Source organism: Pseudomonas sp. URIL14HWK12:I5 (assembly GCF_900176445.1).
Lineage (GTDB): Bacteria > Pseudomonadota > Gammaproteobacteria > Pseudomonadales > Pseudomonadaceae > Aquipseudomonas > Aquipseudomonas monteilii.
The window spans coordinates 457,202-481,240 of record NZ_FWXQ01000002.1 but is presented as its reverse complement, the minus strand read 5'-3'; the positions used below and the strand labels follow the sequence as shown (position 1 = coordinate 481,240).

At 62.8% G+C, this 24,039-nt stretch carries 24 protein-coding genes; 16 read left to right on the top strand and 8 right to left on the bottom strand.

Annotated elements, in window-relative coordinates:
- Positions 1–10: 10 nt before the first annotated feature.
- The 4 genes from B9A31_RS06725 to B9A31_RS06710 all read right to left on the bottom strand — a co-directional run bounded on the left by B9A31_RS06725 (position 11) and on the right by B9A31_RS06710 (position 2,627).
- Positions 11–1,063: a DUF1615 domain-containing protein gene (locus tag B9A31_RS06725; protein ID WP_084296756.1), complete on the bottom strand. Its 1,053-nt coding sequence runs from the start codon at positions 1,061–1,063 to the stop codon at positions 11–13.
- Between the two features lie 134 nt (positions 1,064–1,197).
- Complete coding sequence (locus tag B9A31_RS06720) at positions 1,198–1,917, bottom strand: thioesterase II family protein (RefSeq protein ID WP_025752686.1); 720 nt, start codon at positions 1,915–1,917, stop codon at positions 1,198–1,200.
- On the bottom strand, positions 1,914–2,135 hold the full coding sequence (locus tag B9A31_RS06715; protein ID WP_016711157.1) for an MbtH family protein: 222 nt from the start codon (positions 2,133–2,135) through the stop codon (positions 1,914–1,916). Before B9A31_RS06715 ends, B9A31_RS06720 begins: the two co-directional genes overlap by 4 nt.
- 90 nt (positions 2,136–2,225) lie before the next feature.
- Positions 2,226–2,627: a hypothetical protein gene (locus B9A31_RS06710; protein WP_084296755.1), complete on the bottom strand. Its 402-nt coding sequence runs from the start codon at positions 2,625–2,627 to the stop codon at positions 2,226–2,228.
- Between the two features lie 210 nt (positions 2,628–2,837).
- On the opposite strand from B9A31_RS06710, the gene purU reads away from it, so the two are divergent.
- The 6 genes from purU to B9A31_RS06680 are packed head-to-tail and all read left to right on the top strand — an operon-like array spanning position 2,838 to position 9,680.
- Entirely contained in the window at positions 2,838–3,704 is an 867-nt protein-coding gene (purU, locus tag B9A31_RS06705; protein WP_016711159.1) for a formyltetrahydrofolate deformylase, read from the top strand.
- Positions 3,701–4,612 (top strand): bifunctional methylenetetrahydrofolate dehydrogenase/methenyltetrahydrofolate cyclohydrolase FolD, encoded by a 912-nt coding sequence (folD, locus tag B9A31_RS06700; RefSeq protein ID WP_019099480.1) that lies wholly within the window; start codon positions 3,701–3,703, stop codon positions 4,610–4,612. Before purU ends, folD begins: the two co-directional genes overlap by 4 nt.
- Complete coding sequence (locus B9A31_RS06695) at positions 4,594–5,835, top strand: FAD-dependent oxidoreductase (RefSeq protein WP_084296754.1); 1,242 nt, start codon at positions 4,594–4,596, stop codon at positions 5,833–5,835. Before folD ends, B9A31_RS06695 begins: the two co-directional genes overlap by 19 nt.
- A 12-nt stretch (positions 5,836–5,847) precedes the next feature.
- On the top strand, positions 5,848–6,153 hold the full coding sequence (locus B9A31_RS06690) for a sarcosine oxidase subunit delta (protein ID WP_027608877.1): 306 nt from the start codon (positions 5,848–5,850) through the stop codon (positions 6,151–6,153).
- A complete protein-coding gene (locus B9A31_RS06685; RefSeq protein ID WP_084296753.1) occupies positions 6,150–9,053 on the top strand; it encodes an FAD-dependent oxidoreductase in 2,904 nt (967 codons plus the stop codon). The genes B9A31_RS06690 and B9A31_RS06685 overlap by 4 nt, the downstream gene beginning before the upstream one ends.
- Before the next feature lie 3 nt (positions 9,054–9,056).
- Positions 9,057–9,680, top strand: a complete 624-nt coding sequence (locus tag B9A31_RS06680; RefSeq protein ID WP_019099484.1) for an aminomethyltransferase family protein — start codon at positions 9,057–9,059, stop codon at positions 9,678–9,680.
- On the opposite strand, the gene B9A31_RS06675 is transcribed toward B9A31_RS06680, so the two are convergent.
- Positions 9,677–10,561, bottom strand: a complete 885-nt coding sequence (locus tag B9A31_RS06675; RefSeq protein ID WP_025752695.1) for a LysR family transcriptional regulator — start codon at positions 10,559–10,561, stop codon at positions 9,677–9,679. The genes B9A31_RS06680 and B9A31_RS06675 overlap by 4 nt on opposite strands.
- A gap of 146 nt (positions 10,562–10,707) precedes the next feature.
- Between B9A31_RS06675 and B9A31_RS06670 the strand changes: the two genes are divergently transcribed.
- Complete coding sequence (locus B9A31_RS06670) at positions 10,708–11,727, top strand: alpha/beta hydrolase (RefSeq protein ID WP_019099485.1); 1,020 nt, start codon at positions 10,708–10,710, stop codon at positions 11,725–11,727.
- A 40-nt stretch (positions 11,728–11,767) separates the two neighbouring features.
- Here the strand turns inward: B9A31_RS06670 and B9A31_RS06665 are convergent, their stop codons facing one another.
- Together B9A31_RS06665 and B9A31_RS06660 are read right to left on the bottom strand one after the other, a co-directional pair.
- Complete coding sequence (locus B9A31_RS06665) at positions 11,768–12,154, bottom strand: hypothetical protein (RefSeq protein WP_102047651.1); 387 nt, start codon at positions 12,152–12,154, stop codon at positions 11,768–11,770.
- A complete protein-coding gene (locus B9A31_RS06660; protein WP_027614985.1) occupies positions 12,141–13,205 on the bottom strand; it encodes a polymorphic toxin type 44 domain-containing protein in 1,065 nt (354 codons plus the stop codon). Before B9A31_RS06660 ends, B9A31_RS06665 begins: the two co-directional genes overlap by 14 nt.
- A 227-nt stretch (positions 13,206–13,432) precedes the next feature.
- Between B9A31_RS06660 and B9A31_RS06655 the strand changes: the two genes are divergently transcribed.
- The gene (locus tag B9A31_RS06655) at positions 13,433–14,155 is read left to right on the top strand and encodes a pirin family protein (protein WP_019099488.1); all 723 of its coding nucleotides are present in this window, start codon (positions 13,433–13,435) and stop codon (positions 14,153–14,155) included.
- A gap of 52 nt (positions 14,156–14,207) precedes the next feature.
- Here the strand turns inward: B9A31_RS06655 and B9A31_RS06650 are convergent, their stop codons facing one another.
- Positions 14,208–14,501 (bottom strand): DUF1330 domain-containing protein, encoded by a 294-nt coding sequence (locus B9A31_RS06650; RefSeq protein WP_019099489.1) that lies wholly within the window; start codon positions 14,499–14,501, stop codon positions 14,208–14,210.
- 78 nt (positions 14,502–14,579) lie between these two features.
- Between B9A31_RS06650 and ribBA the strand changes: the two genes are divergently transcribed.
- From ribBA to B9A31_RS06610, 8 genes are all read left to right on the top strand, one after another.
- Complete coding sequence (gene ribBA, locus B9A31_RS06645; RefSeq protein WP_016711175.1) at positions 14,580–15,701, top strand: bifunctional 3,4-dihydroxy-2-butanone-4-phosphate synthase/GTP cyclohydrolase II; 1,122 nt, start codon at positions 14,580–14,582, stop codon at positions 15,699–15,701.
- 263 nt (positions 15,702–15,964) lie between these two features.
- Positions 15,965–16,990: an ABC transporter substrate-binding protein gene (locus B9A31_RS06640; protein ID WP_019099490.1), complete on the top strand. Its 1,026-nt coding sequence runs from the start codon at positions 15,965–15,967 to the stop codon at positions 16,988–16,990.
- Positions 16,987–17,904 (top strand): ABC transporter permease, encoded by a 918-nt coding sequence (locus tag B9A31_RS06635; RefSeq protein ID WP_016711177.1) that lies wholly within the window; start codon positions 16,987–16,989, stop codon positions 17,902–17,904. Before B9A31_RS06640 ends, B9A31_RS06635 begins: the two co-directional genes overlap by 4 nt.
- 5 nt (positions 17,905–17,909) lie before the next feature.
- The gene (locus B9A31_RS06630) at positions 17,910–18,719 is read left to right on the top strand and encodes an ABC transporter permease (protein WP_084296752.1); all 810 of its coding nucleotides are present in this window, start codon (positions 17,910–17,912) and stop codon (positions 18,717–18,719) included.
- Positions 18,720–18,738: 19 nt separating this feature from the next.
- A complete protein-coding gene (locus tag B9A31_RS06625; protein ID WP_019099492.1) occupies positions 18,739–19,887 on the top strand; it encodes an ABC transporter ATP-binding protein in 1,149 nt (382 codons plus the stop codon).
- Between the two features lie 97 nt (positions 19,888–19,984).
- Positions 19,985–21,292, top strand: coding sequence for a substrate-binding domain-containing protein (locus B9A31_RS06620; RefSeq protein ID WP_027608875.1), 1,308 nt, complete (start codon positions 19,985–19,987; stop codon positions 21,290–21,292).
- 166 nt (positions 21,293–21,458) lie between these two features.
- Positions 21,459–22,520: a TerC family protein gene (locus tag B9A31_RS06615; RefSeq protein WP_019099494.1), complete on the top strand. Its 1,062-nt coding sequence runs from the start codon at positions 21,459–21,461 to the stop codon at positions 22,518–22,520.
- Between the two features lie 142 nt (positions 22,521–22,662).
- On the top strand, positions 22,663–24,015 hold the full coding sequence (locus B9A31_RS06610) for an SPFH domain-containing protein (protein ID WP_019099495.1): 1,353 nt from the start codon (positions 22,663–22,665) through the stop codon (positions 24,013–24,015).
- Positions 24,016–24,039 lie beyond the last annotated feature (24 nt).

Here is a 24,039-nt window from a genome sequence, read left to right as displayed (position 1 = left end):
CCTGTACCGGCTACCGCTTCATGCACCGCTGGTAGCGCTCATCCACCCGCCCGGCAAACCACGCCGTGGTCAGCTTTCGGGTGATCTTCGGGCTCTTCAGCTCGATCCCCGGCAGCACCGCCCGTGGCACCGGCTTGCCAGCCTTGGCATCTGCCAAGGCAAACACCCCGCTGTACAGCTTGCTGTCCTCGAACGCCAAACTGTCGCCCTCCTCCAGCTGGCTGCGAATCTGCGGGTTACGCAGCCCCAGCTTCCCGCCCAGCTTGCGCGCGGCCAGTTCAGTGGCCCCGGGCATGATCGCACCCGGTGCAATCAGGTCGCCATCCAAGGCAAGCGTCACACCAGTCGCCTTGTTCAGTGCGGCCTGGAATGCGGCGTTGCGGCTGGCGTACCAACCAGCATTGAAATCGGCAAAGCGGTACAGCTGGCGCTCGTAGTTGACCGGGTAGCCCAACAGGTGGGCAATACCGAAGTACATGCCGCCGCGCCGGCTGAATACCTCCTGGCGAATGCTGCCATCGTGGCTGTAGGGGTAACCCTGCGCATGCTTTTCGGCAAAGTCGATGCTGACCTGCATCGGCCCGCCGGTGTGCACCGGGTTGAGCCCGTCCAGCAAGGTCTTGCCCAGTGGCACGCGGGCTATCACTTCGTCGTACAACGCGCTCAACTGCTTCTCGCTGCGCACCGCCTGCAAGCGCTGCTGGTAGCTCTGGCCGTTGCCCGAAGGCGTCTTCAGCGCACCGTCAACCAACAGCCTGGGGATATGCAGACGTGCCGCACGCCGGTCGATTTCCTCGCGGGCGATCCGCCCCAGGTTGGGTACCTGCGGGTCGGCGCTGAAAGTGGATTCCTGTTCAGTCACGGCCAGCACCGCGCACAGGTTGCTTTTGCTTGGGGTAATGCGCTGGGTTTCGAACGCCACCTGAATGTCCCTGGCCCAGCCCTCGCGGTCCTTGGTCTGGGCCGGCAATAGCCGCAACAGTTGCGCACGGACCTTGGCCGGGTCCGCCTCGGGTGCTTCGTCACGGTGCCCGACGCAGCCTTGCAGCAGCGCCAACGCCATCAACCCGACAGCCAGTAACCGGCCGTTCAGGGCTGTTCACCGACCAGCAGTGCGGCCTCGTGTGGATCGATCAGCATTGTCTGCCCCTTGCCTGGAAAAAGGCCTAGCCTCCCTCAGGCAAGGGGTGACGTCAATCAGGCAGACAGCCGAAGCGGCTGCAATGATGCGGTCAGCGCATCGAGCACGGCGTCTTCGTGCTCATGGATGAAGAAGTGGCCACCCGGGAACATCTGCAGCGAGAAGTCACCCTGGGTTTCCTTGCGCCAGGCCTGCAACTGCTCTTCGCTGGCCCGGTCGTCCACGCCGCCCAGCACGTGCAGCGGGCACTGCAGGGCCGGCCGCTGACGGTAGGCGTAAGTGCCACAGAGCAGAAAATCCGCGCGCAAGGTCGGCAAGGTCAGGCTCATCAGCTCGGCGTTGGCCAGCACTTCTTCAGGCGTGCCCTGAAGCTCGCGCAACTCGCTGATCAGCTCGGCGTCGCTTTTGGGCTCGCGCCAGTCCTTGCCATCGTAATCCTCGCGCCGGGTTGGCGCTGCGGTACCGCAGGCAAACAATGCCAGTGGCGACGGGCAGCCCAGCGCCTGCAGTTCATGGGCCAGCTCGAAGGCCAGCAACGCCCCCAGGCTATGGCCGAGCAACGCATAGGGCCCATTGGCCGCCAGGCGTTGCTCGGCGGCCAGTTGCCGGGCCAGCGCCTGCATGTCGGTGTGCAACGGCTCGGCCATGCGTGCGCCACGCCCGGGCAGCTCTACCGGGCGCACCTGCAGCCACGCCGGCAGCTTGCGCCGCCAGCGGCTGTAGACCATGGCGCTGGCTCCGGAATACGGCAGGCACAGCAGGTTCAGTGCGGTCACTGGGCGGCGGCTTCGGCCATTTTCTGGCGCAGGCTCAGTGGGCGCATGTCGGTCCAGACCTCATCGATATAGGCCAGGCATTCCTTCTTCAGGCCGCTCTTGCCCACGGCACGCCAACCGTTGGGGATGGCCTTGTAGTCGGGCCAGATCGAGTATTGCTCTTCGTGGTTGACCACTACCTGGAACTGGATATCGTCGCGGTCGAATACGGAAGTCATTGCCTGTCTCCTTGAATGATGAATGCCGCTATGCGCGTGGCGCAGGGGGGCTTTCAAGTAGACGTAACCGGCCGCTGAAAAATTAACGTTTCAGGCATCACGCAACAGGTCGTGTGCATCGAGCAGGCGGAACGCCACCTGCGGATTACGCTCCAGCCCGCGCCGGATGGCCGCCGGGATCGATTGCCGGGTCCTGCCGCACAATCCTGGCTGGTCATCCAGCTCGATGACAATGCCGCGCATGGTGCGCACTTCGTTGAACCCGGGGGCGATGTGCACGCGGATGCCGAGATTGTCGTACATCCGTTGCTGCAGGCGTTGCAGGTCCTCCAGGTCCTTGAGGTTTTCCAGGCGTTCGAGCAGGCGTTTCTCTTCCTGACGGGTCAGTAGCAGGATGCGCTGTGCGGCCTGCGGATGCTCGCCCAGATGTTCGCGGCCGCAGTCGCAGGCACCAGGGGGGCATGGTTGGCGCAAGGGGGGTGGTGTGGTCATGGTGCAAGCATAGACCTACAAAGCGCCCTCAAAAAACTTTCCTGTCAGGATAAAAAATTTCACAACCCCCCTAGACCGACACCCCTCACTTCGCCTATAAATCGCCTAAAGGAAATTTATATTCCTGCCAAGAAACACCACTTCGCCTGCTCGCGAAGCTTCTTTTGCCCTTGTGCCCGACCTGCCCCCCACTCACGAGGCCTATCCGACATGCACCCCGCTCCCGATCACTTCATCCTGCGCGTCAGTTGCCCGGCCGTGTCCGGCATCGTCGCTGCGGTGACCACCTACCTGGCCGAGCACGGTTGCTACATCAGCGAGATGGCGCAGTTCGACGACGAGGACAATGGGCGCTTTTTCATGCGCGCAGTGTTCCGCTACAACACCGGTACCACAGGGGACACACCGCAGTTGGAGGCGGGCTTTGCCGACGTGGCCCAACGCTTCGACATGCAGTGGAGCCTGCACAGCAGCGCCCGGCCGATGCGCGTGCTGCTGATGGTGAGCAAGTTCGACCACTGCCTGTCCGACCTGCTGTACCGGCATGCCAAGGGCGAGCTCGACATGCAGATCACCGCCGTGGTGTCCAACCACCTGGACCTGCGCCCCATGGCCGAGCGCCAGGGCATCCGCTTCGTCTACCTGCCCGTTACCAAGGAAACCAAGGCCGAACAGGAAGCCGCACTGTTGCGCATTGTCGAAGACACCGGCACTGAGCTCGTGGTGCTGGCGCGCTACATGCAAATTCTGTCCGACGACCTGTGCCGCCAACTGTCAGGCCGGGCGATCAACATCCATCACTCGTTCCTGCCCGGTTTCAAAGGTGCCAAGCCCTACCACCAGGCCTACCAGCGCGGGGTCAAGCTGATCGGCGCCACCGCCCACTACGTGACCAGCGACCTGGACGAAGGCCCGATCATCGAGCAGGAAGTGCAGCGCGTGGACCACGCCTATGCCCCGGACGACCTGGTGGCCATCGGCCGCGACACCGAAACCATTGCCCTGTCCCGCGCGGTGAAATACCACCTTGAGCACCGGGTGTTCCTTAACCACGACCGCACGGTGATCTTCAAATGAACGCCATCCCCAGCCTCAAGCTGATCGACGGCAAGGCCACTGCCGCGCGTGTACTGGCCGAGGTGTGCGAGCAGGTGCAGGAGCTGCGTCAGGGCGGCGTGCAACCCGGCTTGGCTGTGGTGCTGGTGGGCGCCGATGCCGCCAGCCAGGTGTACGTGCGCAATAAAGTGCTGCGCGCCGACGAAGTAGGCATCCGCTCGCTGGAGCATCGCCTGCCCGCCGACACCACCCAGGGCGAACTGCTGACCCTGATCGATCGCCTGAACCGCGATACCGAGGTGAACGGCATTCTCGTGCAACTGCCGCTGCCCGCGCACATCGACGCGCACCGCGTGCTGCAGGCCATCAACCCGCTGAAAGACGTGGACGGGTTCCACAGCGAAAACGTCGGTGGCCTGGCCCAGGGCCGCGATGTGCTCACCCCGTGCACACCCAGCGGCTGCATGCGACTGCTGCGTGACACCTGTGGCGAACTGCGCGGCAAGCACGCGGTGGTGGTGGGCCGCTCGAACATCGTCGGCAAACCCATGGCTGCCCTGCTGCTGCAGGCCGACTGCACGGTGACGGTGGTGCATTCGCGCAGCCACGACCTGCCAGCGCTGTGCCGCCAGGCCGACATTCTGGTGGCAGCCGTAGGCAAACCGCGCTTGATCGGTGCCGACTGGCTGAAACCCGGCGCAGTGGTGATCGACGTCGGTATCAACCGCATCGATGAAGGCGGCCACAGCCGCCTGGTCGGCGATGTCGACTTCGCTGCCGCCCTGCCACAGGTGGCCGGCATTACCCCGGTGCCCGGTGGCGTCGGCCCGATGACCATCGCCTATTTGATGAAAAACACCCTGCTCGCCCTCGACCTGCAGCAACAGGCCGCCCACCAGGAGCGCACCGTATGCCTTTCGCCCTGCTGAAATACGGCCTGAGCGCCGACTACCCGGTGGAGGTCGACCTGCCGCCACCGTGCGAACTCAAACCGCGCTATGACGTGGTGATCATCGGCGGCGGCGGCCACGGCCTGGCCATCGCCTACTACCTGGCCAAGTATCACGGCATCACCAATGTCGCCGTGCTGGAAAAGGCCTACCTGGGCGGCGGCAATACCGCGCGCAACACGGCGGTAATCCGCTCCAACTACCTCACCAGCGAGGGCGTGCGCTTTTATGCAGAATCGGTGCGCATGTTCCAGAACCTGTCGAACGAGTTCGATTTCAACATCATGTATTCCGAGCGCGGCCAGCTCACCCTGGCGCACACCGACGCTACCGTGCGCGCCTTCCGCCAGCGCGCCGAGGTCAACAAGCACTTTGGCGGCCGGACCGAAATGATCGACCGCCAACAGATTCGTGAACTGGTGCCCAACCTCAACCTCGACCCCGGTCACTTGCCGGTGCTGGCGGGCCTATGGCACATCGACGGCGCCACCGCACGCCACGACGCGGTGGCCTGGGGCTACGCCAAGCAGGCGGCCAAGCGCGGCGTGGAAATCCACCAGTTGACCGAAGTACAGGACCTGCTGATTCGCAATGGCCGCATCGAAGCGGTGAAGACCAACCGTGGCACCGTGCAGTGCGGCTGCGTGGTCCAGGCCGTGGCCGGCGCCAGCTCGCTGTTGATGGCCAAGGCCGGCATCCGCGCACCGATCCACACCTACCCGTTGCAAGCCATGGTCACCCAGCCCTTCAAGCCGTTCCTCGATCCGTTGGTGAGCTCCTCGGCATTGCACTGCTACGTGCAGCAGACCAGCCGTGGCGAGATCGTCTTCGGCGGTGGCTCCGACCCGTACCCGCTGTACAACACCCGCTCCACCCTCGACCTCAAGGAAAGCCTGCTGGCCCACGCCATCGAGATGTTCCCGTTCATGGCCAACGCCAAGCTGATGCGCCAGTGGGCCGGGATGACCGACATGACCCCGGACTACAGCCCGATCATGGGCCTGTCGCCGGTCGACAACTACTACCTGGACGCCGGTTGGGGCACCTGGGGTTTCAAGGCCACGCCCATCTGCGGCAAGACCATGGCCGAGCTGGTCGCCAGCGGCGGCAAAGTACCCGAAATGATCGCGCCCTTCGCCCTGGAGCGCTTCAGCCGCTTCCAGCAAGTGAACGAAATGGGCGCCACGGCGGCCAGCCATTAGGAGCACACGACGATGAAGATCCTGACCTGCCCCTTGAACGGCCCGCGCAACATCAGCGAGTTCACCTACGGCGGCGAGTTCAAGCACATGCCCGACCCGGCCAGTTGCAGCGATGCCGAGTGGGCCGACTATGTGTTCAACAGTGACAACCTGGCCGGGGTGGTGACCGAGTGGTGGCTGCACAACGCCTCCAGCTACTGGTTCCTGGCCGAGCGTCACACGGTTAGCGACCAGGTGCTGCGCACCTTCGACCCGAAAGCACTGTTCGACCGCCGCGTCGACTTCACCCCCGCCGCCAGCCCGGAGATTACCGGATGAACAGCCACACTCGCCTCCCCGCGCCCATGGGCCTGCTGATCGACCGCGAGCGGCCCGTGCGCTTCCAGTTCGACGGCCAGGCCTGCGAGGGCTTTGCCGGTGACACCATTGCCAGCGCCCTGCTCGGCAATGGCCGCTGGCTGCTGTCGCGCTCGTTCAAATACCATCGCCCACGCGGCCCGCTGAGCATGGCCGGGCAGGATGCCAACACGTTGGTGCAGTTGCCTGAAGAACCCAACGTACTGGCCGACCTGGAGGCCGTCCGCGAAGGCCAGGTGGTCGAAGGGCAGAACTTCAACGGCAGCCTGCAGCATGACCGCGACGCCTACCTGGGCAAGTTCTCGCGCTTCATGCCGGTGGGCTTCTACTACCGCTCGTTCTACAAGCCCAAGGGCATGTGGAAAGTGTGGGAGCCGCTGATCCGCAAGAAAGCCGGCTTGGGCGTGCTCGACCTGGGTTTCAAACCGCACTACTACGACAAAGCCTATCTGTTCGTTGACGTGGCCGTTATCGGCGCCGGCCCTGCTGGCCTGCGTGCGGCCCTGGACGCGGCCAACGCCGGGGCCAAAGTGCTGCTGATCGAACAACAACCGGTGCTTGGCGGCTCGCTCACCTACGCCCGCTTCGACATCGCCGGCACCCGCGCCGCCAACCTGCGTCAAGAGCTGCTGGCCGCCGTCGAGGGCCACCCGAACATTCAGGTGCTGCTGGAGGCTACCTGCAACGGCTGGTTCACCGACAACTACCTGCCGATAATCCAGCACAAGCGTCTGTACAAGGTGCGCGCCACCCGTTGCCTGGTGGCAGCCGGCTCGTTCGAACAGCCGGTGGTGTTTCGCAACAACGACCTGCCGGGCGTGATGCTGACCAGCGCTGCCCAGCGGCTGATGAAGCTGTACGCGGTCAAGCCGGGCCAGCGCGCGGTCATCCTCACCGGCCACGATGACGGCTACCTCGCCGCCCTCGACCTGCAGGAGCAAGGCGTGGCCGTAGCCGCCGTAGTCGACATGCGCGCCGCGCCGGCCGATGACGCACTGGCTGCCGAGCTGAAGCGCCGCGATATCCCCGTACACCTGGGCAGCACCGTGTATGAAGCCCTGCATGAAGCGGGCATGCGCCATGTCAGTGGCGTGGACATTCGCCCGATCACCGGCCAGGGCAAGGTCGGCCCGCACGGGCTGCGCCTGGCGTGCGACCTGCTGTGCATGTCGGCGGGCTACATGCCGGTATACCAGTTGCTGTGCCAGGCCGGTGGCAAGCTGGCCTATGACGTCAACCGCGACGAATTCGCCATCAGCCATTTGCCGGCCGGGCTGGATATCGCCGGCTCCGTGAACGGCCGCCACGCGCTGGCCAACGTGCTGGCCGATGCCATACGCGGGGCCGCCGACGCAGTGACAGCGCTGGGCCTGCAAGCACCAGCCCTGTCGGCGTTCGGCGCCGAAGCCAAGGTCAACTTCCCTTGGCCGATCTTCCCCCACCCCAAAGGCAAGGATTTCGTCGACTTCGACGAAGACCTGCAAGTGCGCGACATCGTCAACGCTACCCGCAGCGGCTACCGTGACGTGCAACTGGTCAAGCGTTTTTCCACGGTCGGCATGGGCCCTTCCCAGGGCCGCCACTCGGCGCTGCCCACGGCGCGCCTGGTGGCCCAGGCTACCGGCCGCAGCATCAGCGAGACCGGAGTGACTACCGCCCGGCCACCGTTCCAGGCAGAAAAGCTGGCACATGTCGCCGGCCGTGCCTTCGACCCCTATCGGCAAACGCCCATGCACCGCCGTCACCTGCAAGCCGGGGCGAAGATGATGCCGGCCGGCATCTGGCAGCGCCCGGCTTATTACGGCAAACCCGAAGACCGCGAGCGGTGCATGCAGGAAGAAGCCCGCCATGTGCGCGAAAAGGTCGGCCTGATCGACGTGTCCACCCTGGGTGGCCTGGACGTGCGCGGCCCGGACGCCGCCGAGCTGCTGGAGCGCCTGTACACGTTTGGCTTTGCCAAGCTGCCCATCGGTCGCACCCGTTACGCGCTGATGACCAACGAGCACGGTGTGGTGATCGACGATGGCGTTTGTGCGCGCCTGGGCGAGCAGCACTTCTATGTCACCGCCACCACCAGCGGCGTCGACCGCATCTACCAGCAGATGCTGAAGTGGAATGCGCAGTGGCGCCTGGACGTGGACATCACCAACGTCACCGCCGCCCTGGCTGCCGTCAACCTGGCCGGGCCGCTATCGCGCCAGGTGCTGGCCAAGGTGTGTGACGATGTCGAGCTGTCGGCCGAGGCTTTCCCGTACCTGGGCGTCCGGCAGGGCAAAGTGGCTGGCATCCCGGCGCGCATCCTGCGGGTCGGTTTCGTCGGTGAGCTGGGCTATGAAGTGCATGTGCCGGCTCGCCATGCCGAGCGCCTGTGGGACGCCCTGATGCAGGCCGGCGCGGGCCTGGGCATTCGCCCGTTCGGCGTCGAGACCCAACGCCTGCTGCGCCTGGAAAAAGGCCATGTGATCATCAGCCAGGACACCGACGGCATGACCCACCCCGCAGAGATCGACATGCAGTGGGCCATTGGCCGCAAGAAACCGTTCTTCGTCGGCAAGCGCTCCATCGAAATCCTCGAAGCACAGCCGCTCAAGCGCAAGCTGGTCGGCTTCACCCTGCCCAAAGGCAGCCCACAGCCGCTGGAGGGGCACCTGGTGCTGGACGGGCCGGACATCAGCGGCAACGTCACCTCCTGCGAGTATTCGCAAACCCTGGGACAGATCATCGGCCTGGCCTATGCCGGCGCCCACCAGGCCACCCCCGGCATGCACATCCCGATCCGCGTGGAGGGCGGCGCGACGGTGCATGCCAAGGTGGTGCAACTGCCGTTCCACGACCCCGACAACCTGCGCCAGGAGCTCTGAACCATGACCCGTTTGCAAGCCAAAGCGTTTATCCCTCGCAGCCCGCGGGCCGAGCTGTTGCACGCCTGCGCGTTGACCGACCTGACCGAGGTGGCGCGGGTCGGCTTTCGCGGCGTCGACAGCGCCGCCTACCTGCAGCAACGTGGCTACCGGTTGCCACAGCAACCGAACCAGGCCGTGCGCCAGGACGACGGCGGCTGGGTAGCGCGGTTGTCGCAGACCGAGTACCTGCTGCTGGGCAGCCTGGCTGACGAAGGCGCGCAAGTGGCTGCCATAGAGGCCGAGTGGGTGCAGGATGGCCAGCGCAACTACCTGCTGCCGCGTCAGGACAGCCATGCCTGGCTGCAGCTGTCAGGGCCACATGGCAGTGCGGTGATGGCCAAGTTGTGCGGCGTTGATCTGCGTTTACAGGCATTTCCTATCGGCGCCGTGGCGCAGACCTCGGCGGCGCGGCTCAATGTGATCGTGGTGAATGTGGGGAGTGAAGAGCGGCCGGGGTTGCAGCTGTTGTTTGACCGGGCGTCGTTGGCGTATTTCCGTGAGGCAGTCCTGGATGCGATGGATGAATTCGAGGGTGGGCTGATCGAGTTGGGCGCGTTGCTGGGCGAAGTGCTGGCGCAAGCCTAAAGCTGCACCAACCGTTCACGCAGGAAGTCGACAAACCCCTGCACCGGCCGCGCCACCTGCCGGTGCTGCGGGTACACCGCCGACAGCTGCAATGACGGAGGCGTCCACGTTTCAAGCACACTGAGCAGCCGCCCGTCCGCCAACGCCTGCCCAACGATGAAGGTCGGCAGATAGGTAACCCCCATCCCGGCGATGGCTGCATCACGGAGCAACTCGCCGTTGTTCGCACGCATCCGCCCGGCCACCTGAATCGCCTGCGCCTTGCCGCCCTGGCGGAACTGCCACTGCACCTGACGCGAATGCCCATAAGGCAGGCAGTCATGCCCTGCCAGCTCGTCCGGTGCTGTCGGCACGCCCCGCGCTCGCAGGTAATCCGGGCTCGCGCAGTACACCCGCTCGACACTGGCGATGCGCCGCGCAATCAGGCTGGAATCCTCCAGCGCGCCAATGCGCAGTGCCAGGTCGTAACCCTCGCCGATCAAGTCCACGGCCCGGTCACTCAGGTCTACCTCCACATCCACCTGAGGGTGCAATTGCAGGAACTCGGTCAGCAGGCAACCCAGGTGCGCCATGGCGAACGACAGCGGCGCGCTCAGGCGCAAGGTGCCACGCAAAGCCTGGGCCTGGCCGCTGATGTCGTGCTCCACCTGCTGCACTTCACCCAGCAGGCGCAGCGCCGACTGGTAGTAGTGCTGGCCCAGCGGCGTGGCGTCCAACCGCCGGGTAGAGCGGTTCAGCAGGCGCACGCCAAGGCGCTCTTCAAGCTGCATCAGGCGCCGGCTGACCGATTGCTTGGACATCCCCAGCCGGTCGGCGGCGGCGGTGAAACTGCCGGCTTCCATGACCTGGGCAAAAATGCGCATGTCTTCGTAGGGGTTCATTGTCTCGCTCATAGTGACAGTCAAACGCTTTATAGCGGCTTTTTCCCGCGAGTGCATCTGCCTAATCTACGCACAAGTCGCAGCGATGGCCCGGCAGGCCAGGCAAGACGCCCATTACCAACACTTGCATAGAAAAGGATTCGCTCATGAACATTGTCCACAAAGCCCTCACCGCTTCCCTTCTGGCCCTGTCCGTCTCCAGCGCCTTCGCCGCTGGTAGCCCAGGTGTCGAGCAACACACCCAGGCCTTCCTCCAGGCCCTGGAACAAGGCGGCGGCAAGCCACTGGAGCAACTCAGCCCGAAAGACGCCCGCGCAGTGCTCACCGGCGCCCAGGCTTCGGTCAAAGTCGACCTTTCCGGTATCGAGGTAAAAGAGCGCACCATCCAGGCCAACGGCGAGTCGATCAAGCTGCAAGTGGTACGCCCGGCCAACGTCAAGGGCGACCTGCCGGTGTTCATGTTCTTCCACGGCGGCGGCTGGGTGCTAGGCGATTTCCCGACCCACCAGCGGCTGATCCGCGACCTGGTGGTCGGCTCAGGTGCGGTGGCGGTCTATGTGGACTACACCCCATCGCCAGAAGCGCACTACCCGACGGCGATCAACCAGGCCTATGCCGCTACCCGTTGGGTGGCCGAGCATGGCAAGGAAATCGGCGTTGACGGCAAGCGCCTGGCCGTGGCCGGCAACAGCGTGGGCGGCAACATGGCCGCGGTGGTAGCACTCAAGGCCAAAGAAGCCGGCACCCCTGCCCTGCGCTTCCAGTTGCTGCTGTGGCCGGTGACCGATGCCAGCTTCGAGACGGCATCGTACAAACAGTTTGCCGAAGGGCACTTCCTGACCACCGGGATGATGAAGTGGTTCTGGGACAACTACACCACCGATGCCAAGGCACGGGACCAGATCTACGCCTCGCCGCTGCGGGCCAGCAGTGAACAGCTGAAAGGGTTGCCGCCAGCACTGGTGCAGACCGCCGAATTCGATGTGCTGCGCGATGAGGGTGAAGCGTATGCCCGCAAGCTGAATGCGGCCGGCGTGACCGTGACTTCGGTGCGCTACAACGGGATGATTCATGACTATGGGCTGTTGAACCCGTTGAGCCAGGTGCCGGCGGTGAAGGCGGCGATGAGGCAGGCGGGTACCGAACTTAAAGTGCATCTGCAGTGAGTCGATAAGCAAAAGACCCGCCTAGGCGGGTCTTTTGCTTCTATTGCGGAAATGGCCCGCAGGCTTCAATGAATCTGCCATCGGTGCGGCTATCTATGGCACCGTCCGCCCCGATGTAGATATCGATCCTGGGCCACTTGGGTTTGGCCCGAATGCAGTGCCACTTTCCACCGTTGTTCCAATCGAGCTGCATGAAAAATTGGTCGTTCGGGAAGATGTGGCCGGGGCCGCCGGTGGTTTCACCTGGGTAGATCTCACCTTTTGATATGTCGTGCTGAACATTCAAGATATAGCCAAGGCGACCCTGGCCTTTGTCAGAAAAATGAAAACTTACCCAGGGTGTGGCGACATACCAAAAGACGATTGGGGCGAGCATTATCGCAACCACCCAGCGCCAGAGATGCCGTTTCGGTTTAGTTGCAGACATGATCACGTACGCTACCTCCCCAGCTTGACAGTGGCAATGCTAATACCTCTTCCATGAGCACCTTTGCCGTAATCCCACCGTTTGGGTGCTGCGTATACAGTTTGATGCCAATACTGATGGAAACACGATCGCCTATATCATCCCAAGCCCGCATCCCGTCGATGTCTGCGTAGCGACGAGGCCCATCTTGTTCATCCCAATCTTGAACCTTCCGAATGCTGTCTGATGCAATCTGCTCAAGCCCGGCACCATCCAGAAGAACACTTTCTGAAAGGCCCCCCGCCCGCCCTACATAGCCATAGTGGATGTTCGACCAGATGTCGTAGTAGTAGTCGACTTCACCGTGTTTATGCCAAACCCTACCAAACCGGTGTGCGATCGCCACCTTGTGATCCCAGGGCCTGTTCTGACCAACCCTCTCTGTCCAAAGCGCCATCGCGGCAGCAGTGTTACCCACCATCATTGCTTGAAAGTCAGGCGGCAAAAGACGTGCATACCAAGGCAGCTTTTGAAATTTTGCATGTTCCTCTGTCGCGTCAAAGCTGGTTAGCTTCCGCATTTTCAGCACGGATGGGTGTGTGATGTTGCGATTCATTTCGCCAGCAATGTAGCTGGCAACCTGCTCCATCATGTCAGGATGTTTGCAGATTACGGGCTGCGGTTTTGCTTCTGATAGCGAAGCTTTCAAGGGGGAAGTGGAGCCGGCTTGGCCTGATGTTGCCGCCTGGCTTGTCTGCTGTGCCGCCGAGGGGCTTGCCGCCAAGCCACGTCCCCCCATGGCCACGACACGGTTACTACCCTCTGGACAGCCACACTTGACCAGCGCCCCATCTACCACAGCTGGTTTTCCTTCGATGTTGAAGAACGGGACTCCCTCAACAATGACGCCGGGCCTCTTGCAATTCGGGCACTCAGTGGTGATATCTCCCAGCCTCAGCGCCCGCTGGTTGTTCGCGCGGTAGTGGGTGCTGCTGGCAATGCACACCGCACCGGTGGTGGTGAGGTCGCCATCGAGTGCCTGTCCTTTGCCGTGTATCGATACACGTGTCATAAGTAGCTCCCTGCATGGAAAGTCTGGAAGCTATCACCCATGCAATGGACGGGAACCGATCAGTCCCCAAAACAGAAATGTCCTACAAAAGGCCATGTCCGACTGTCACTTGTCACGAGACAGTAATTCAACACCAACACCGTTTTTCCAACATTCAGGTGACAGTAAAGTTATCTCCATCAACAGCACGGCAGCCCTCCCGGCCCCGGCTTTCAAGGAGAATCACCATGCTCACCCTACGCAACGCCCAAGACCGTGGCCTGGCCTTCCACGGCTGGCTGAAGTCCTTCCACACCTTCTCGTTCGGCCATTACCGCAACCCGGACGAGCAAGGTTTCTCCGACCTGCTGGTGATCAACGACGACCGCGTCATCGCTGGCAAGGGCTTTGGCCAACACCCTCACCGCGACATGGAAATTTTCAGCTACGTGCTGGAAGGCGCGTTGGAGCACAAGGACACGCTGGGTACCGGCTCGGTGATACGCCCGGGCGATGTGCAACTGATGAGCGCAGGCCACGGCGTGGCCCATAGCGAGTTCAACCACAGCCAGGCGCAACCGGTGCACTTTCTGCAGATCTGGATCGTGCCGAACGTGCAAGGCGCAACACCGCGTTACCAGCAACAGCATTTCAGTGCGGAGGAAAAGCGCGGCAAGCTACGCCTGATCATCTCGCCGGACGGTGCCGAGGGGTCGTTGCAGGTCAGGCAGAATGCGCGGGTGTATGCCGGTTTGTTCGACGGCGACGAACGCGCCACGCTGACCTTGCCGGAAAACCGCCATGCCTATGTGCATGTGGCCCGGGGCAGCATCGAGCTCAATGGGCAACTGCTGAATGAAGGGGATGGCGTGCGGGTCAGGCAGGAACAGGTACTTGAGCTGGGCAATGGGGTAGATGCCGAGGTGCTGGTGTTTGACCTGCGTCCGCATGAATTGCCAGGTATGCCTTGAACCGAGTCAGCCCTTTCGCGGGTAAAACTGCGAAAGGGCCGACAAATGCAACTCAAGCCTCGAACCCCTCCACAATGATCACCTCGGCCTTGGCCACGCCCTGGCGATGGCTGCAGGCCTCCTGATACAGCTCAGACCGGTAGCACGCCACCGCCTGCTCGTACGAATCGAACTCGATCACCACGCTACGCTGAGGGGTATGCCGCCCTTCCATCGCCTCGCTGCGCCCGCCACGGGCCAGGAAGCGGCCGCCGAACGCCTTGAAGGCAGCCGGGGCGCGCTGGGTGTACTGCTGGTATTGCTCGGGGTCGGTCACGTCCACATGGGCGATCCAATAGGCCTTCATGCGCTGCTCTCCTGTTACGGCGATATTTGTGTATGATGGTATACCATAAAAATCACCCCACCACAGTGAGCGTGCAACATGGCTTTCAACACCATCGAGGAACTTCTCGAGGACTACCGGCAAGGCAAGATGGTCCTGCTGGTGGATGACGAGGACCGGGAAAACGAAGGCGACCTGCTGATCGCCGCCGAGCGTTGCGACGCCCAGGCCATCAATTTCATGGCCCGCGAAGCGCGTGGCCTGATCTGCCTCACCCTGACCGATGAACATTGCCAACGCCTGGGGCTGGAACAGATGGTGCCCGCCAACGGCAGCGTGTTCAGCACGGCGTTTACCGTGTCGATCGAAGCGGCCACTGGCGTCACTACCGGCATCTCCGCCGCCGACCGGGCACGCACCGTGGCCGCGGCCATGGCCCCTGACGCTCGCCCGGAAGACCTGGTGCAACCCGGCCACATTTTCCCCCTGCGCGCCCGCGAAGGCGGCGTGCTGACCCGTGCCGGCCACACCGAAGCCGGCTGCGACCTGGCCCGCCTGGCCGGCTTCAGCCCGGCCTCGGTGATTGTCGAAGTGCTCAACGACGACGGTACCATGGCCCGCCGCCCGGACCTTGAAGTATTCGCCGCGCAGCATGGCATCAAGATCGGCACCATCGCCGACCTGATCCACTACCGCCTGAGCACCGAGCAGACCATCAAGCGCATCGGTGAACGCGAGCTGCCGACCGTGCATGGCACCTTCCGCCTGGTCACCTATGAAGACCGCATCGAAGGCGGCGTGCACATGGCCATGGTCATGGGTGATATCCGCCGCGAGCAGCCGACCTTGGTGCGAGTGCATGTGATCGACCCGCTGCGCGACCTCGTAGGTGCCGAATACGCCGGGCCAGCCAACTGGACGTTATGGGCGGCCTTGCAGAAGGTGGCCGAGGAAGGGGCTGGTGTAGTGGTGATCCTGGCCAACCATGAATCCTCCCAAGCCCTGCTGGAGCGCGTACCGCAGCTGACCCAGCCGTTGCGCCCTTATCAGCGCGGGCAATCGAAGGTGTACTCCGAAGTGGGCACCGGGGCACAGATTCTGCAGGACCTGGGCGTGGGCAAGCTGCGCCATCTGGGGCCTCCGCTGAAGTATGCCGGGCTGGCGGGATATGAACTGGAGGTGGTGCAGAGCATTCCCTTCGAGCCCGGGATGCTCGGCTGAAAACACATAAGCATCTGATTTGGCGGGGCCCTGCGGGGCCCCGCAGCGTTTCTGAACGGGCGGAGTGATGGCCGGTCGCCTCATACCTCTTGCCAAAAGTTTGGAATACCATAATATGATATCCCGTAGACCTTGAATCTGCAGGCCGGCACCTACAATTACAAACGGCCACCCAGACACTTTGTTTTAGCTGCTCCCCGAACACTGTTGGCGGGCGCACCACAAGCCCCGCCTCGAATAACAAAAGCAACGAGGGCGTAACCATGCTGTTGAGCAAACGTGTAACCGCAGTGCTGTCCGCCAGCCTGCTGACCCTGGCCTGTCAAGCCGCCGTGGCCGCTGACAGCCTGAATTTCGTCAGCTGGGGCGGTACCACCCAGGACGCCCAGAAAGAAGCGTGGGCCGTCCCCTTCACCAAAGCCACCGACATCAAAGTCGTCCAGGACGGCCCAACCGACTACGGCAAGCTCAAGGCCATGGTCGAAAGCGGCAACGTGCAGTGGGACGTGGTCGATGTCGAAGCCGACTTTGCCCTGCGTGCCGCCAGCGAAGGCCTGCTGGAACCCCTCGACTTCAACCAGATAAAACGTGACAAGATCGACCCGCGTTTCGTTTCCGACCACGGCGTTGGCTCGTTCTTCTTCTCCTTCGTGCTGGGCTACAACGAAGGCAAGCTCGGTGCCAACAAGCCGGTTGACTGGACCGCGCTGTTCGACACCAAGACCTACCCCGGCAAACGCGCCCTGTACAAATGGCCGAGCCCCGGCGTGCTGGAACTGGCCCTGCTGGCCGACGGCGTAGCGCCCGACAAGCTGTACCCGCTGGACCTGGACCGCGCCTTCAAGAAACTCGACACCATCAAGAAAGACATCGTCTGGTGGGGCGGTGGCGCCCAGTCGCAACAGCTGCTGGCCTCGGGTGAGGCTTCGCTCGGCCAGTTCTGGAACGGCCGCGTCTACGCCCTGCAGCAAGATGGCGCGCCAGTGGGCGTGAGCTGGAAACAGAACCTGGTCATGGCCGACTTCCTGGTCATCCCCAAAGGCGCCAAGAACAAGGACGCGGCCATGAAGTTCCTGGCCAACGCCAGCAGCGCCGAAGGCCAGGCCGAGTTTGCCAACAAGACTGCCTACGCACCGGTGAATGTCGACAGCGTGTCCAAGCTCGACAAAGACCTGGCACCCAACCTGCCGACCGCCTACGCCCAGGACCAGGTCACCCTGGACTTCGCCTACTGGGCCAAGAACGGTCAGGCCATCGCCGCGCGCTGGAATGAGTGGTTGGTCAAATGAAAGTCGCCATCAACGCCCTGCATAACGCGCAAGGTGCCCCCACGGGTACCGGCGCCTCGGGTACCGCCCCACGCCGCGCCAGCCTGAGCCAGCGCTGGAAGGGCAGCCGCAACCTGCTGCCGGCCCTGCTGTTCCTTGGCCTGTTCTTCTTCGCCCCGCTGGTCGGCCTGTTGCTGCGCGGGGTGCTGGAGCCAACGCCGGGGCTGGGCAACTACGAGCAGTTGTTCGCCAACTCGGCCTACGCACGGGTGCTGTTCAACACCTTCTCGGTGGCCGGCGTGGTCACCCTGATCAGCGTGCTGCTGGGCTTCCCGCTGGCCTGGGCAATCACTCTGGTGCCCAAGGGCTGGGGCCGCTGGTTGCTGAACATCGTGCTGCTGTCGATGTGGACCAGCCTGCTGGCACGTACCTACTCGTGGCTGGTGCTGCTGCAAAGCTCGGGGGTGATCAACAAGGCGTTGATGGCCATGGGTATCATCGATACCCCGCTGGAAATGGTGCACAACCTCACCGGCGTGGTGATCGGCATGAGCTACATCATGATCCCGTTCATCGTGCTACCGCTGCAGGCGACCATGCACGCCATCGACCCGATGGTGCTGCAGGCCGGTTCCATCTGCGGCGCCAGCCCATGGACCAACTTCTGGAAGGTGTTCCTGCCGCTGTGCCGCTCGGGGTTGTTCTCCGGGGCGCTGATGGTGTTCGTGATGTCGCTCGGTTACTACGTCACCCCGGCGCTGCTGGGCGGGGCACAGAACATGATGCTGCCCGAATTCATCATCCAGCAGGTGCAGTCGTTCCTCAACTGGGGCCTGGCCAGCGCCGCCGCCGCACTGCTGGTGGTGATCACCCTGGTGCTCTTCTACCTGTACCTGAAGCTGCAGCCGGAATCCCCGGTTGGCAACGCGAGGTAACCGCCATGCTCCTGTCTCCCAATGCCATGGGCCGCCCGCTGCGCACGGGCCTGTACCTGACCACCGGGGTCATTGCGGCCTTCCTGCTGCTGCCGGTGGTGTTCATCGTGTTGCTGTCGTTCGGCTCGTCCCAGTGGCTGGTGTTTCCGCCACCGGGCTGGACCTTCAAGTGGTACGGCCAGTTCTTCTCCAACCCGGAGTGGATGGACGCCGCGCTGGCCAGCCTCAAGGTGGCCGTGCTGACCACCATTGCCGCCGTGCTGCTGGGCCTGCCCAGTGCATTCGCTTTGGTACGGGGCCGCTTCCCGGGCCGCGAGCTGCTGTACGGGCTGTTCACCATGCCGATGATCGTGCCACTGGTGATCATCGCCGTGGCGGTGTACGCCCTGTTCCTCAAGCTCGGCTACACCGGCACGCTGTTCGCGTTCGTGGTCAGCCATGTGATCGTTGCCCTGCCCTTCACCATCATCTCGATCATCAACTCGCTGAAACTGTTCGACCAGTCGATCGAGGATGCCGCGGTGATCTGCGGCGCCTCGCGCCTGCAGGCCATCTTCAAGGTCACCTTCCCGGCCATTCGCCCGGGGATGATCGCCGGCGGCCTGTTCGCCTTCCTGGTGTCGTGGGATGAAGTGGTGCTGAGTGTGATGATGGCCAGCCCCGACCTGCAGACCCTGCCAGTGAAGATGTGGACCACCCTGCGCCAGGACCTCAGCCCGGTCATCGCCGTGGCCTCGACCCTGCTGATCGGCTTGTCGCTGCTTGTGATGTTCATTGCCGCCGCCTTGCGCCGGCGCACCGAAATAAACGCCTGAGCGCGCGGAGAAAACAACAATGAGTGCAGTGATCAAAGACAACGCGCCCGGCAAGACCCTGGTCAGCCTGCGCGGCCTGAACAAGCACTACGGCGATTTCACCGCCGTGGACAACCTCGACCTGGAAATCCAGGACGGCGAGTTCCTGACCTTCCTCGGCTCCAGCGGCTCGGGCAAATCCACCACCCTGTCGATGCTGGCCGGCTTCGAAACGCCCAGCAGTGGCGAGATCCTGGTCGATGGCCAGTCGCTGGTGAACGTGCCGCCACACAAGCGTGATATCGGCATGGTGTTCCAGCGCTATTCGCTGTTCCCACACCTGAACGTGCGCGACAACATTGCCTTCCCGCTGGCCATTCGCAAGCTCGACGCGACCGAAACCGCCAAGCGCGTCGATGCCATGCTCAAGCTGGTACAGCTGGAAAAGTTCGCCCACCGCAAGCCTTCGCAAATGTCCGGAGGCCAGCAACAGCGTGTGGCCATTGCCCGGGCGCTGGTGTACGAGCCGCGCATCCTGTTGATGGACGAACCGCTCGGTGCGCTGGACAAGAAACTGCGCGAAGACCTGCAGGACGAGCTGCGCCAGCTGCACCGTCGGCTCGGCATCACCATCGTCTACGTCACCCACGACCAGGAAGAAGCCATGCGCCTGTCCCAGCGCATCGCCATTTTCAGCCATGGCAAGATCGTCGGCCTGGGCACCGGTTACGACCTGTACCAGAACCCGCCGAATGCCTTTGTCGCGTCGTTCCTGGGCAACTCCAACTTCCTGCGTATCAAGGCCAGCAGCAATGGCGCGGGCAGTTTCGAGGGCCAGCCGGTGGCCATTCGCCTGACCCCGGGCCTCACTGCCTCGCAGGATGCCCTGATCATGGTGCGCCCGGAAAAAGCCCTGGCCTTGACCGCCGAACAGGCTGCACGCGAGCCGCTGCCGGCGGGCTGGAACGAAGTCAGTGCCAAGGTTGGCGAAGTGCTGTTCCTGGGTGAGAGCCAGACCTGCCATGTGGTGACGGCGGGTGGTACCGAACTGACAGTGAAGGCGCTGTCGGCTGCGGGTATGCCTATGCAACCTGGCGACAGCGTGAAAGTGCGCTGGGCGGTGGCGGATGCATGTATCTATACCGAGTGGGCCGAAAGTGATTTGAGCAAGTCGGCCGGGGCGCATTGAGATCGCGGGGGCCGCTTTGCGGCCCCTACCACTGTCACATTATCATCACGCCACTGTCGTAATCTGCCGGCCAACTCTATGCCATAGGCCACCCGGCATGCTGCGCCTGCTTGTCTTGCTGCTCACCCTGCTACCGCTAGCGACCCCGGCCGAGCCCGCTCACCTGCGCGTCCAGGGCTCCAACACCATCGGCGCCGCCTTGCTGCCGGCACTGGTGCAGGGGCAATTGCGTGCGCAGCAAGCCACCGCCATCCAACAGCAACCGGGCAACGTCGCCAACGAGACCGTAATCACCGCGCAGGACGATCATGGCCAGCCAATACGCATCGATGTTGCCGCTCACGGGTCCAGCACCGGTTTCATCGCCCTCGGCCGTGGCGACGCCGACCTGGCGGCCGCCTCGCGGCCGATCAACGACAGCGAATTGCATCAGTTACGTGCTCTGGGCGACCTGCGCGCTGCCAGCGCCGAACAAGTCATCGGCCTGGACGGCGTGGCGGTCATCGTCCACCCTGACAACCCGCTGCCACAACTGAACACCCAGCAACTGGCGCAGATTTTTTCCGGGCAGATCCAGCGCTGGGAACAATTGGGCATTGCTGGCGGCGCCATCCACCTCTATGCCCGTGACGACCGGTCCGGCACGTACGAGACGTTCAAGGCGCTTGTGCTGGAGCCGCTGCACGACGAACTATCAGCCAAGGCGCGGCGCTTCGAGTCCAGCGACGAGCTGGCTTCGCAAGTAGCCACCGACCGTCAGGCCATCGGCTTCAGTAGCCTGGCCGCAGTGCACGGTGCCAAGGTGCTAGCGGTGGCCGAAGGCGACGCACCCGCCATGCTGCCAGAGCGCGCGCTGGTGGCCAGCGAAGACTACCCGCTGTCACGGCGCCTGTACTTCTACCTGCCGGCCAACCCCAAGCCACAGGCCAAGGCCCTGGCCGATTTCGCCCAAAGCCCGGCTGGCCAGGCGATCGTTGCCCAGCAGGGTTTCGTGTCACAGCAGATCAAGGCTCAGCCGGTTCCGCCCCTGGCCGACATGCCGCCACGCTATCGCACCCTGGCCCAGAAAGCGCAGCGGCTGAGCGTGAACTTCCGCTTTCAGGAAGGCAGTGCCAGCCTCGACAACAAGGCACTGCGCGATGTGCAGCGGGTGGTCGAATACCTGCGCCAGGCCGGCAAGTTGCAGAGCAAGGCCGTGCTGGTAGGGTTTGGCGACCCCAAGGAAACGCCCGGGCGCGCTGCCCTGCTCTCCCGCCTTCGCGCCCAGGCCGTGCGCCGCGAGCTGGCACGCGATGGTGTCGAGGTGCTTGAGGTAACGGGCATGGGCGATGAACTGCCAGTGGCCGGCAATGAACTGGAGCAAGGGCGCCTGCGTAACCGTCGGGTAGAGGTGTGGGTGTATTGAAGGTGTGATTGCGGCCTTGGCAAAGAAATGTAACAGCTCCCCATTCGGCACCCATGGCAAACGGGTCTAGGCTCAAGTTCATGTGATACCGGGCCCCTCTGACGGCTGCCAAGCCGCCATGTCGGATCACTGTTGCCTTGCAACGTCGACATTCAAGGAGGGGCTCATGACAGCTCTGCACGCATTCCTCACCACCCCCGTTCTCGGTACCAGCGCCTGGTTGTGGCTGGTGTTCATGGCCATCGTCATCGGTTTGCTGGTGCTCGACCTGGGCGTGCTGCACCGGCACGACCGGGAAATCGAAATGCGCGAAAGCCTGCTGCTGTATTCGGGCTATTTCAGCGTCGGTGTACTGTTCGGCGCCGGCGTCTGGTACCAGCTGGGCGCCCAGTCGGCGCTGGAGTTCTACACCGGCTTCCTGGTCGAGCAGTCGCTGTCGATGGACAACGTGTTCGTCATGGCGATGATCTTCAGCTACTTCGCCATCCCCCGCCGCTACCAGCACCGCGTACTGTTCTGGGGCATCCTGGGGGTGGTGTTCCTGCGGGCGATCATGATCGGCGTGGGCGCGGCGCTGGTGCAGAACTTTGCCTGGGTGCTGTACCTGTTCGGCGCCTTCCTGCTGTTCACCGGGGTGAAGATGGCGCTGTCAAAAGAAGACAGCCGCCCGGACCTGGCCAACAACCCGATCATCAAGTTCGTACGCCGGCACATGCGGGTCACCGACCAGATCCACGGCTCGCACTTCTTCGTGCGCAAGACCCCGCCTGGGCACAGTAAAGCCCTGCGCTATGCCACCCCGTTGTTTCTGGCGCTGGTGCTGATCGAACTGGCCGACCTGGTGTTCGCCGTCGACAGCGTGCCGGCGATCTTCGCCATTACCCAGGACCCGTTCATTGTCTACACCTCCAACATCTTCGCCATCCTTGGGCTGCGCTCGCTGTACTTCGCGCTGTCGGCGCTGATGCACCGGTTCGTTTACCTCAAGTACGCGCTGGCGTTGGTGTTGATCTTTATTGGCTGCAAGATTTTCTACCACGGCATGGTGGGCAAGGTGCCGGCGTTGCTGTCGTTAGGGGTGACATTCGGGTTGCTGCTGGGTGGGGTGGTGGTTTCGTTGGTCAAGACCAGAGGACAGAAAGTGGCGGCCGAGTCTGAGCAACCGAATCCTGTTTCGAATGCGACCATGGCACGAGAAAAAGACGAAGACCCGCAACTGCGGGTCTGAGTTGCTGTGATGCAGCCTAACCAGGGTGGATTTTTTCCTAATCAATCCAACGATTTTTCCTAAGCAAGGTATGCGAGTGGTCTGATTGTGAACACAGGCACAGCTTCGCCAGCATGGTGACTTTCCGCACAAGGAGTGCTCCATGCAAAAGCTGTCTATTCCTGACCTTTCCCAATTTCGTATCAACCGCAAGCTGGTTACAGTCGTTGGCATCCCGATCCTGGCCGCTGGCGTACTCGCAGGAATGTTCAATGAAGTGTTTTTCTATAACGAAGCGGGTCAGATGACCCACGTACGTACGATCTTTGGCGAAGAGAAAGTGGTTGAAGACGTTGGCTACGCCACAAAATGGTTCGGCCGCAGTACAGCCTGGCGCCGTACCATCGGCGTCCAATCTTCCTTGCGCATGGACAACCCGGAAGACACTCGCGGCGGCCATCCGTCCATCACACTGGACAATCTGCCCATCGTGTTTCTGGGCAATGTCGATGCGAAGGCAGAATTCAGTACCCAGTTTCGCCTGCCTTCGGGTGAAGCCTTCTTGAAAATCGCCCAAGAATACCGCACGCCAGACAACTTCCTGCAACGTGCATTATTGCCGGCGGTAAAGGAAACACTGCAAGCCACGGCCTCACTGATGAGTGCCGACGATTACTATGCGGGTAACCGTAGTCACTTCGGTGCCGAGTTCGAGAATCAGCTGCGCAACGGCCTGTACTTGACCAGCCGCAAGGAGATCCGCGTTCAACGTGATAATCATCCGGCCCAAACCGCGATTCTGCAGGCTGGCACCGAACAGGGTAGTTTTGGGGACAACAGCGCTACGCGTTTCGTCATCGAAAAGAAGCTCGACAAAGATGGTCGGGAGTTGCGCAAGCAACAGCAATTCCGCCTGTTTGGCGTTGAAGTAGTCGACGCGCGGGTCACTCATATCGACCCCAACCCGCAGTATCAGCAACGTATGGTCCGCGTACAACAGGCGCTGGCCGAACTGGCCGTGGCTCGTCAAAACCGGCTCAAGGAAGAAGAAGAGAAGGAACTGGTCTCTGCTCGTGGTGCCAAGGACGTCGAGGCCAAACGTCAGGAAAGCCTGCGCCAGCAGATTGAACGTACCACCGAAGCCGAGACCGAAAAGCAGCTTGCGCTAATCAACGCGGAACGGGAGAAGCGGCGCGCCGAGATCGACAAACAGACGGCCGAGTTGCTTCGGGACAAGGCCCGTGTCACTGCAGAAGCGACCAAGATCACGGCCGATGCCGAAGCCTACGCCCGTGAGGCCACGCTCAAGGCGGATGGTGCCCTGCAAACCAAACTGGATGCGATGGTGAAGATCAACCGGGCCTGGGCAGAGGCTGCTGCAAGGGCGCCAGTGCCGAGCGTGATGATGGGGGGACCCGAATCAGGCGTTGGGCGGCAGGATGAAATGAGCAAGCTCATGAGTGTACTGGCTACGAAGGCCGCCAAAGATCTGGTGATTGACCTGAAAACCAAGTAAGCCCTCACCGGCCTCTTCGCGGCT

Bases quoted from the DNA above. Each gene is read 5' to 3' on its own strand.
- B9A31_RS06725 (WP_084296756.1), bottom strand. From the start codon at position 1,063: ATGGCGTTGGCGCTGCTGCAAGGCTGCGTCGGGCACCGTGACGAAGCA.
- B9A31_RS06715 (WP_016711157.1), bottom strand. From the start codon at position 2,135: ATGACTTCCGTATTCGACCGCGACGATATCCAGTTCCAGGTAGTGGTC.
- B9A31_RS06710 (WP_084296755.1), bottom strand. From the start codon at position 2,627: ATGACCACACCACCCCCCTTGCGCCAACCATGCCCCCCTGGTGCCTGC.
- purU (WP_016711159.1), top strand. From the start codon at position 2,838: ATGCACCCCGCTCCCGATCACTTCATCCTGCGCGTCAGTTGCCCGGCC.
- folD (WP_019099480.1), top strand. From the start codon at position 3,701: ATGAACGCCATCCCCAGCCTCAAGCTGATCGACGGCAAGGCCACTGCC.
- B9A31_RS06695 (WP_084296754.1), top strand. From the start codon at position 4,594: ATGCCTTTCGCCCTGCTGAAATACGGCCTGAGCGCCGACTACCCGGTG.
- B9A31_RS06690 (WP_027608877.1), top strand. From the start codon at position 5,848: ATGAAGATCCTGACCTGCCCCTTGAACGGCCCGCGCAACATCAGCGAG.
- B9A31_RS06685 (WP_084296753.1), top strand. From the start codon at position 6,150: ATGAACAGCCACACTCGCCTCCCCGCGCCCATGGGCCTGCTGATCGAC.
- B9A31_RS06680 (WP_019099484.1), top strand. From the start codon at position 9,057: ATGACCCGTTTGCAAGCCAAAGCGTTTATCCCTCGCAGCCCGCGGGCC.
- B9A31_RS06675 (WP_025752695.1), bottom strand. From the start codon at position 10,561: ATGAACCCCTACGAAGACATGCGCATTTTTGCCCAGGTCATGGAAGCC.
- B9A31_RS06670 (WP_019099485.1), top strand. From the start codon at position 10,708: ATGAACATTGTCCACAAAGCCCTCACCGCTTCCCTTCTGGCCCTGTCC.
- B9A31_RS06665 (WP_102047651.1), bottom strand. From the start codon at position 12,154: ATGTCTGCAACTAAACCGAAACGGCATCTCTGGCGCTGGGTGGTTGCG.
- B9A31_RS06660 (WP_027614985.1), bottom strand. From the start codon at position 13,205: ATGACACGTGTATCGATACACGGCAAAGGACAGGCACTCGATGGCGAC.
- B9A31_RS06655 (WP_019099488.1), top strand. From the start codon at position 13,433: ATGCTCACCCTACGCAACGCCCAAGACCGTGGCCTGGCCTTCCACGGC.
- B9A31_RS06650 (WP_019099489.1), bottom strand. From the start codon at position 14,501: ATGAAGGCCTATTGGATCGCCCATGTGGACGTGACCGACCCCGAGCAA.
- ribBA (WP_016711175.1), top strand. From the start codon at position 14,580: ATGGCTTTCAACACCATCGAGGAACTTCTCGAGGACTACCGGCAAGGC.
- B9A31_RS06640 (WP_019099490.1), top strand. From the start codon at position 15,965: ATGCTGTTGAGCAAACGTGTAACCGCAGTGCTGTCCGCCAGCCTGCTG.
- B9A31_RS06635 (WP_016711177.1), top strand. From the start codon at position 16,987: ATGAAAGTCGCCATCAACGCCCTGCATAACGCGCAAGGTGCCCCCACG.
- B9A31_RS06630 (WP_084296752.1), top strand. From the start codon at position 17,910: ATGCTCCTGTCTCCCAATGCCATGGGCCGCCCGCTGCGCACGGGCCTG.
- B9A31_RS06625 (WP_019099492.1), top strand. From the start codon at position 18,739: ATGAGTGCAGTGATCAAAGACAACGCGCCCGGCAAGACCCTGGTCAGC.
- B9A31_RS06620 (WP_027608875.1), top strand. From the start codon at position 19,985: ATGCTGCGCCTGCTTGTCTTGCTGCTCACCCTGCTACCGCTAGCGACC.
- B9A31_RS06615 (WP_019099494.1), top strand. From the start codon at position 21,459: ATGACAGCTCTGCACGCATTCCTCACCACCCCCGTTCTCGGTACCAGC.
- B9A31_RS06610 (WP_019099495.1), top strand. From the start codon at position 22,663: ATGCAAAAGCTGTCTATTCCTGACCTTTCCCAATTTCGTATCAACCGC.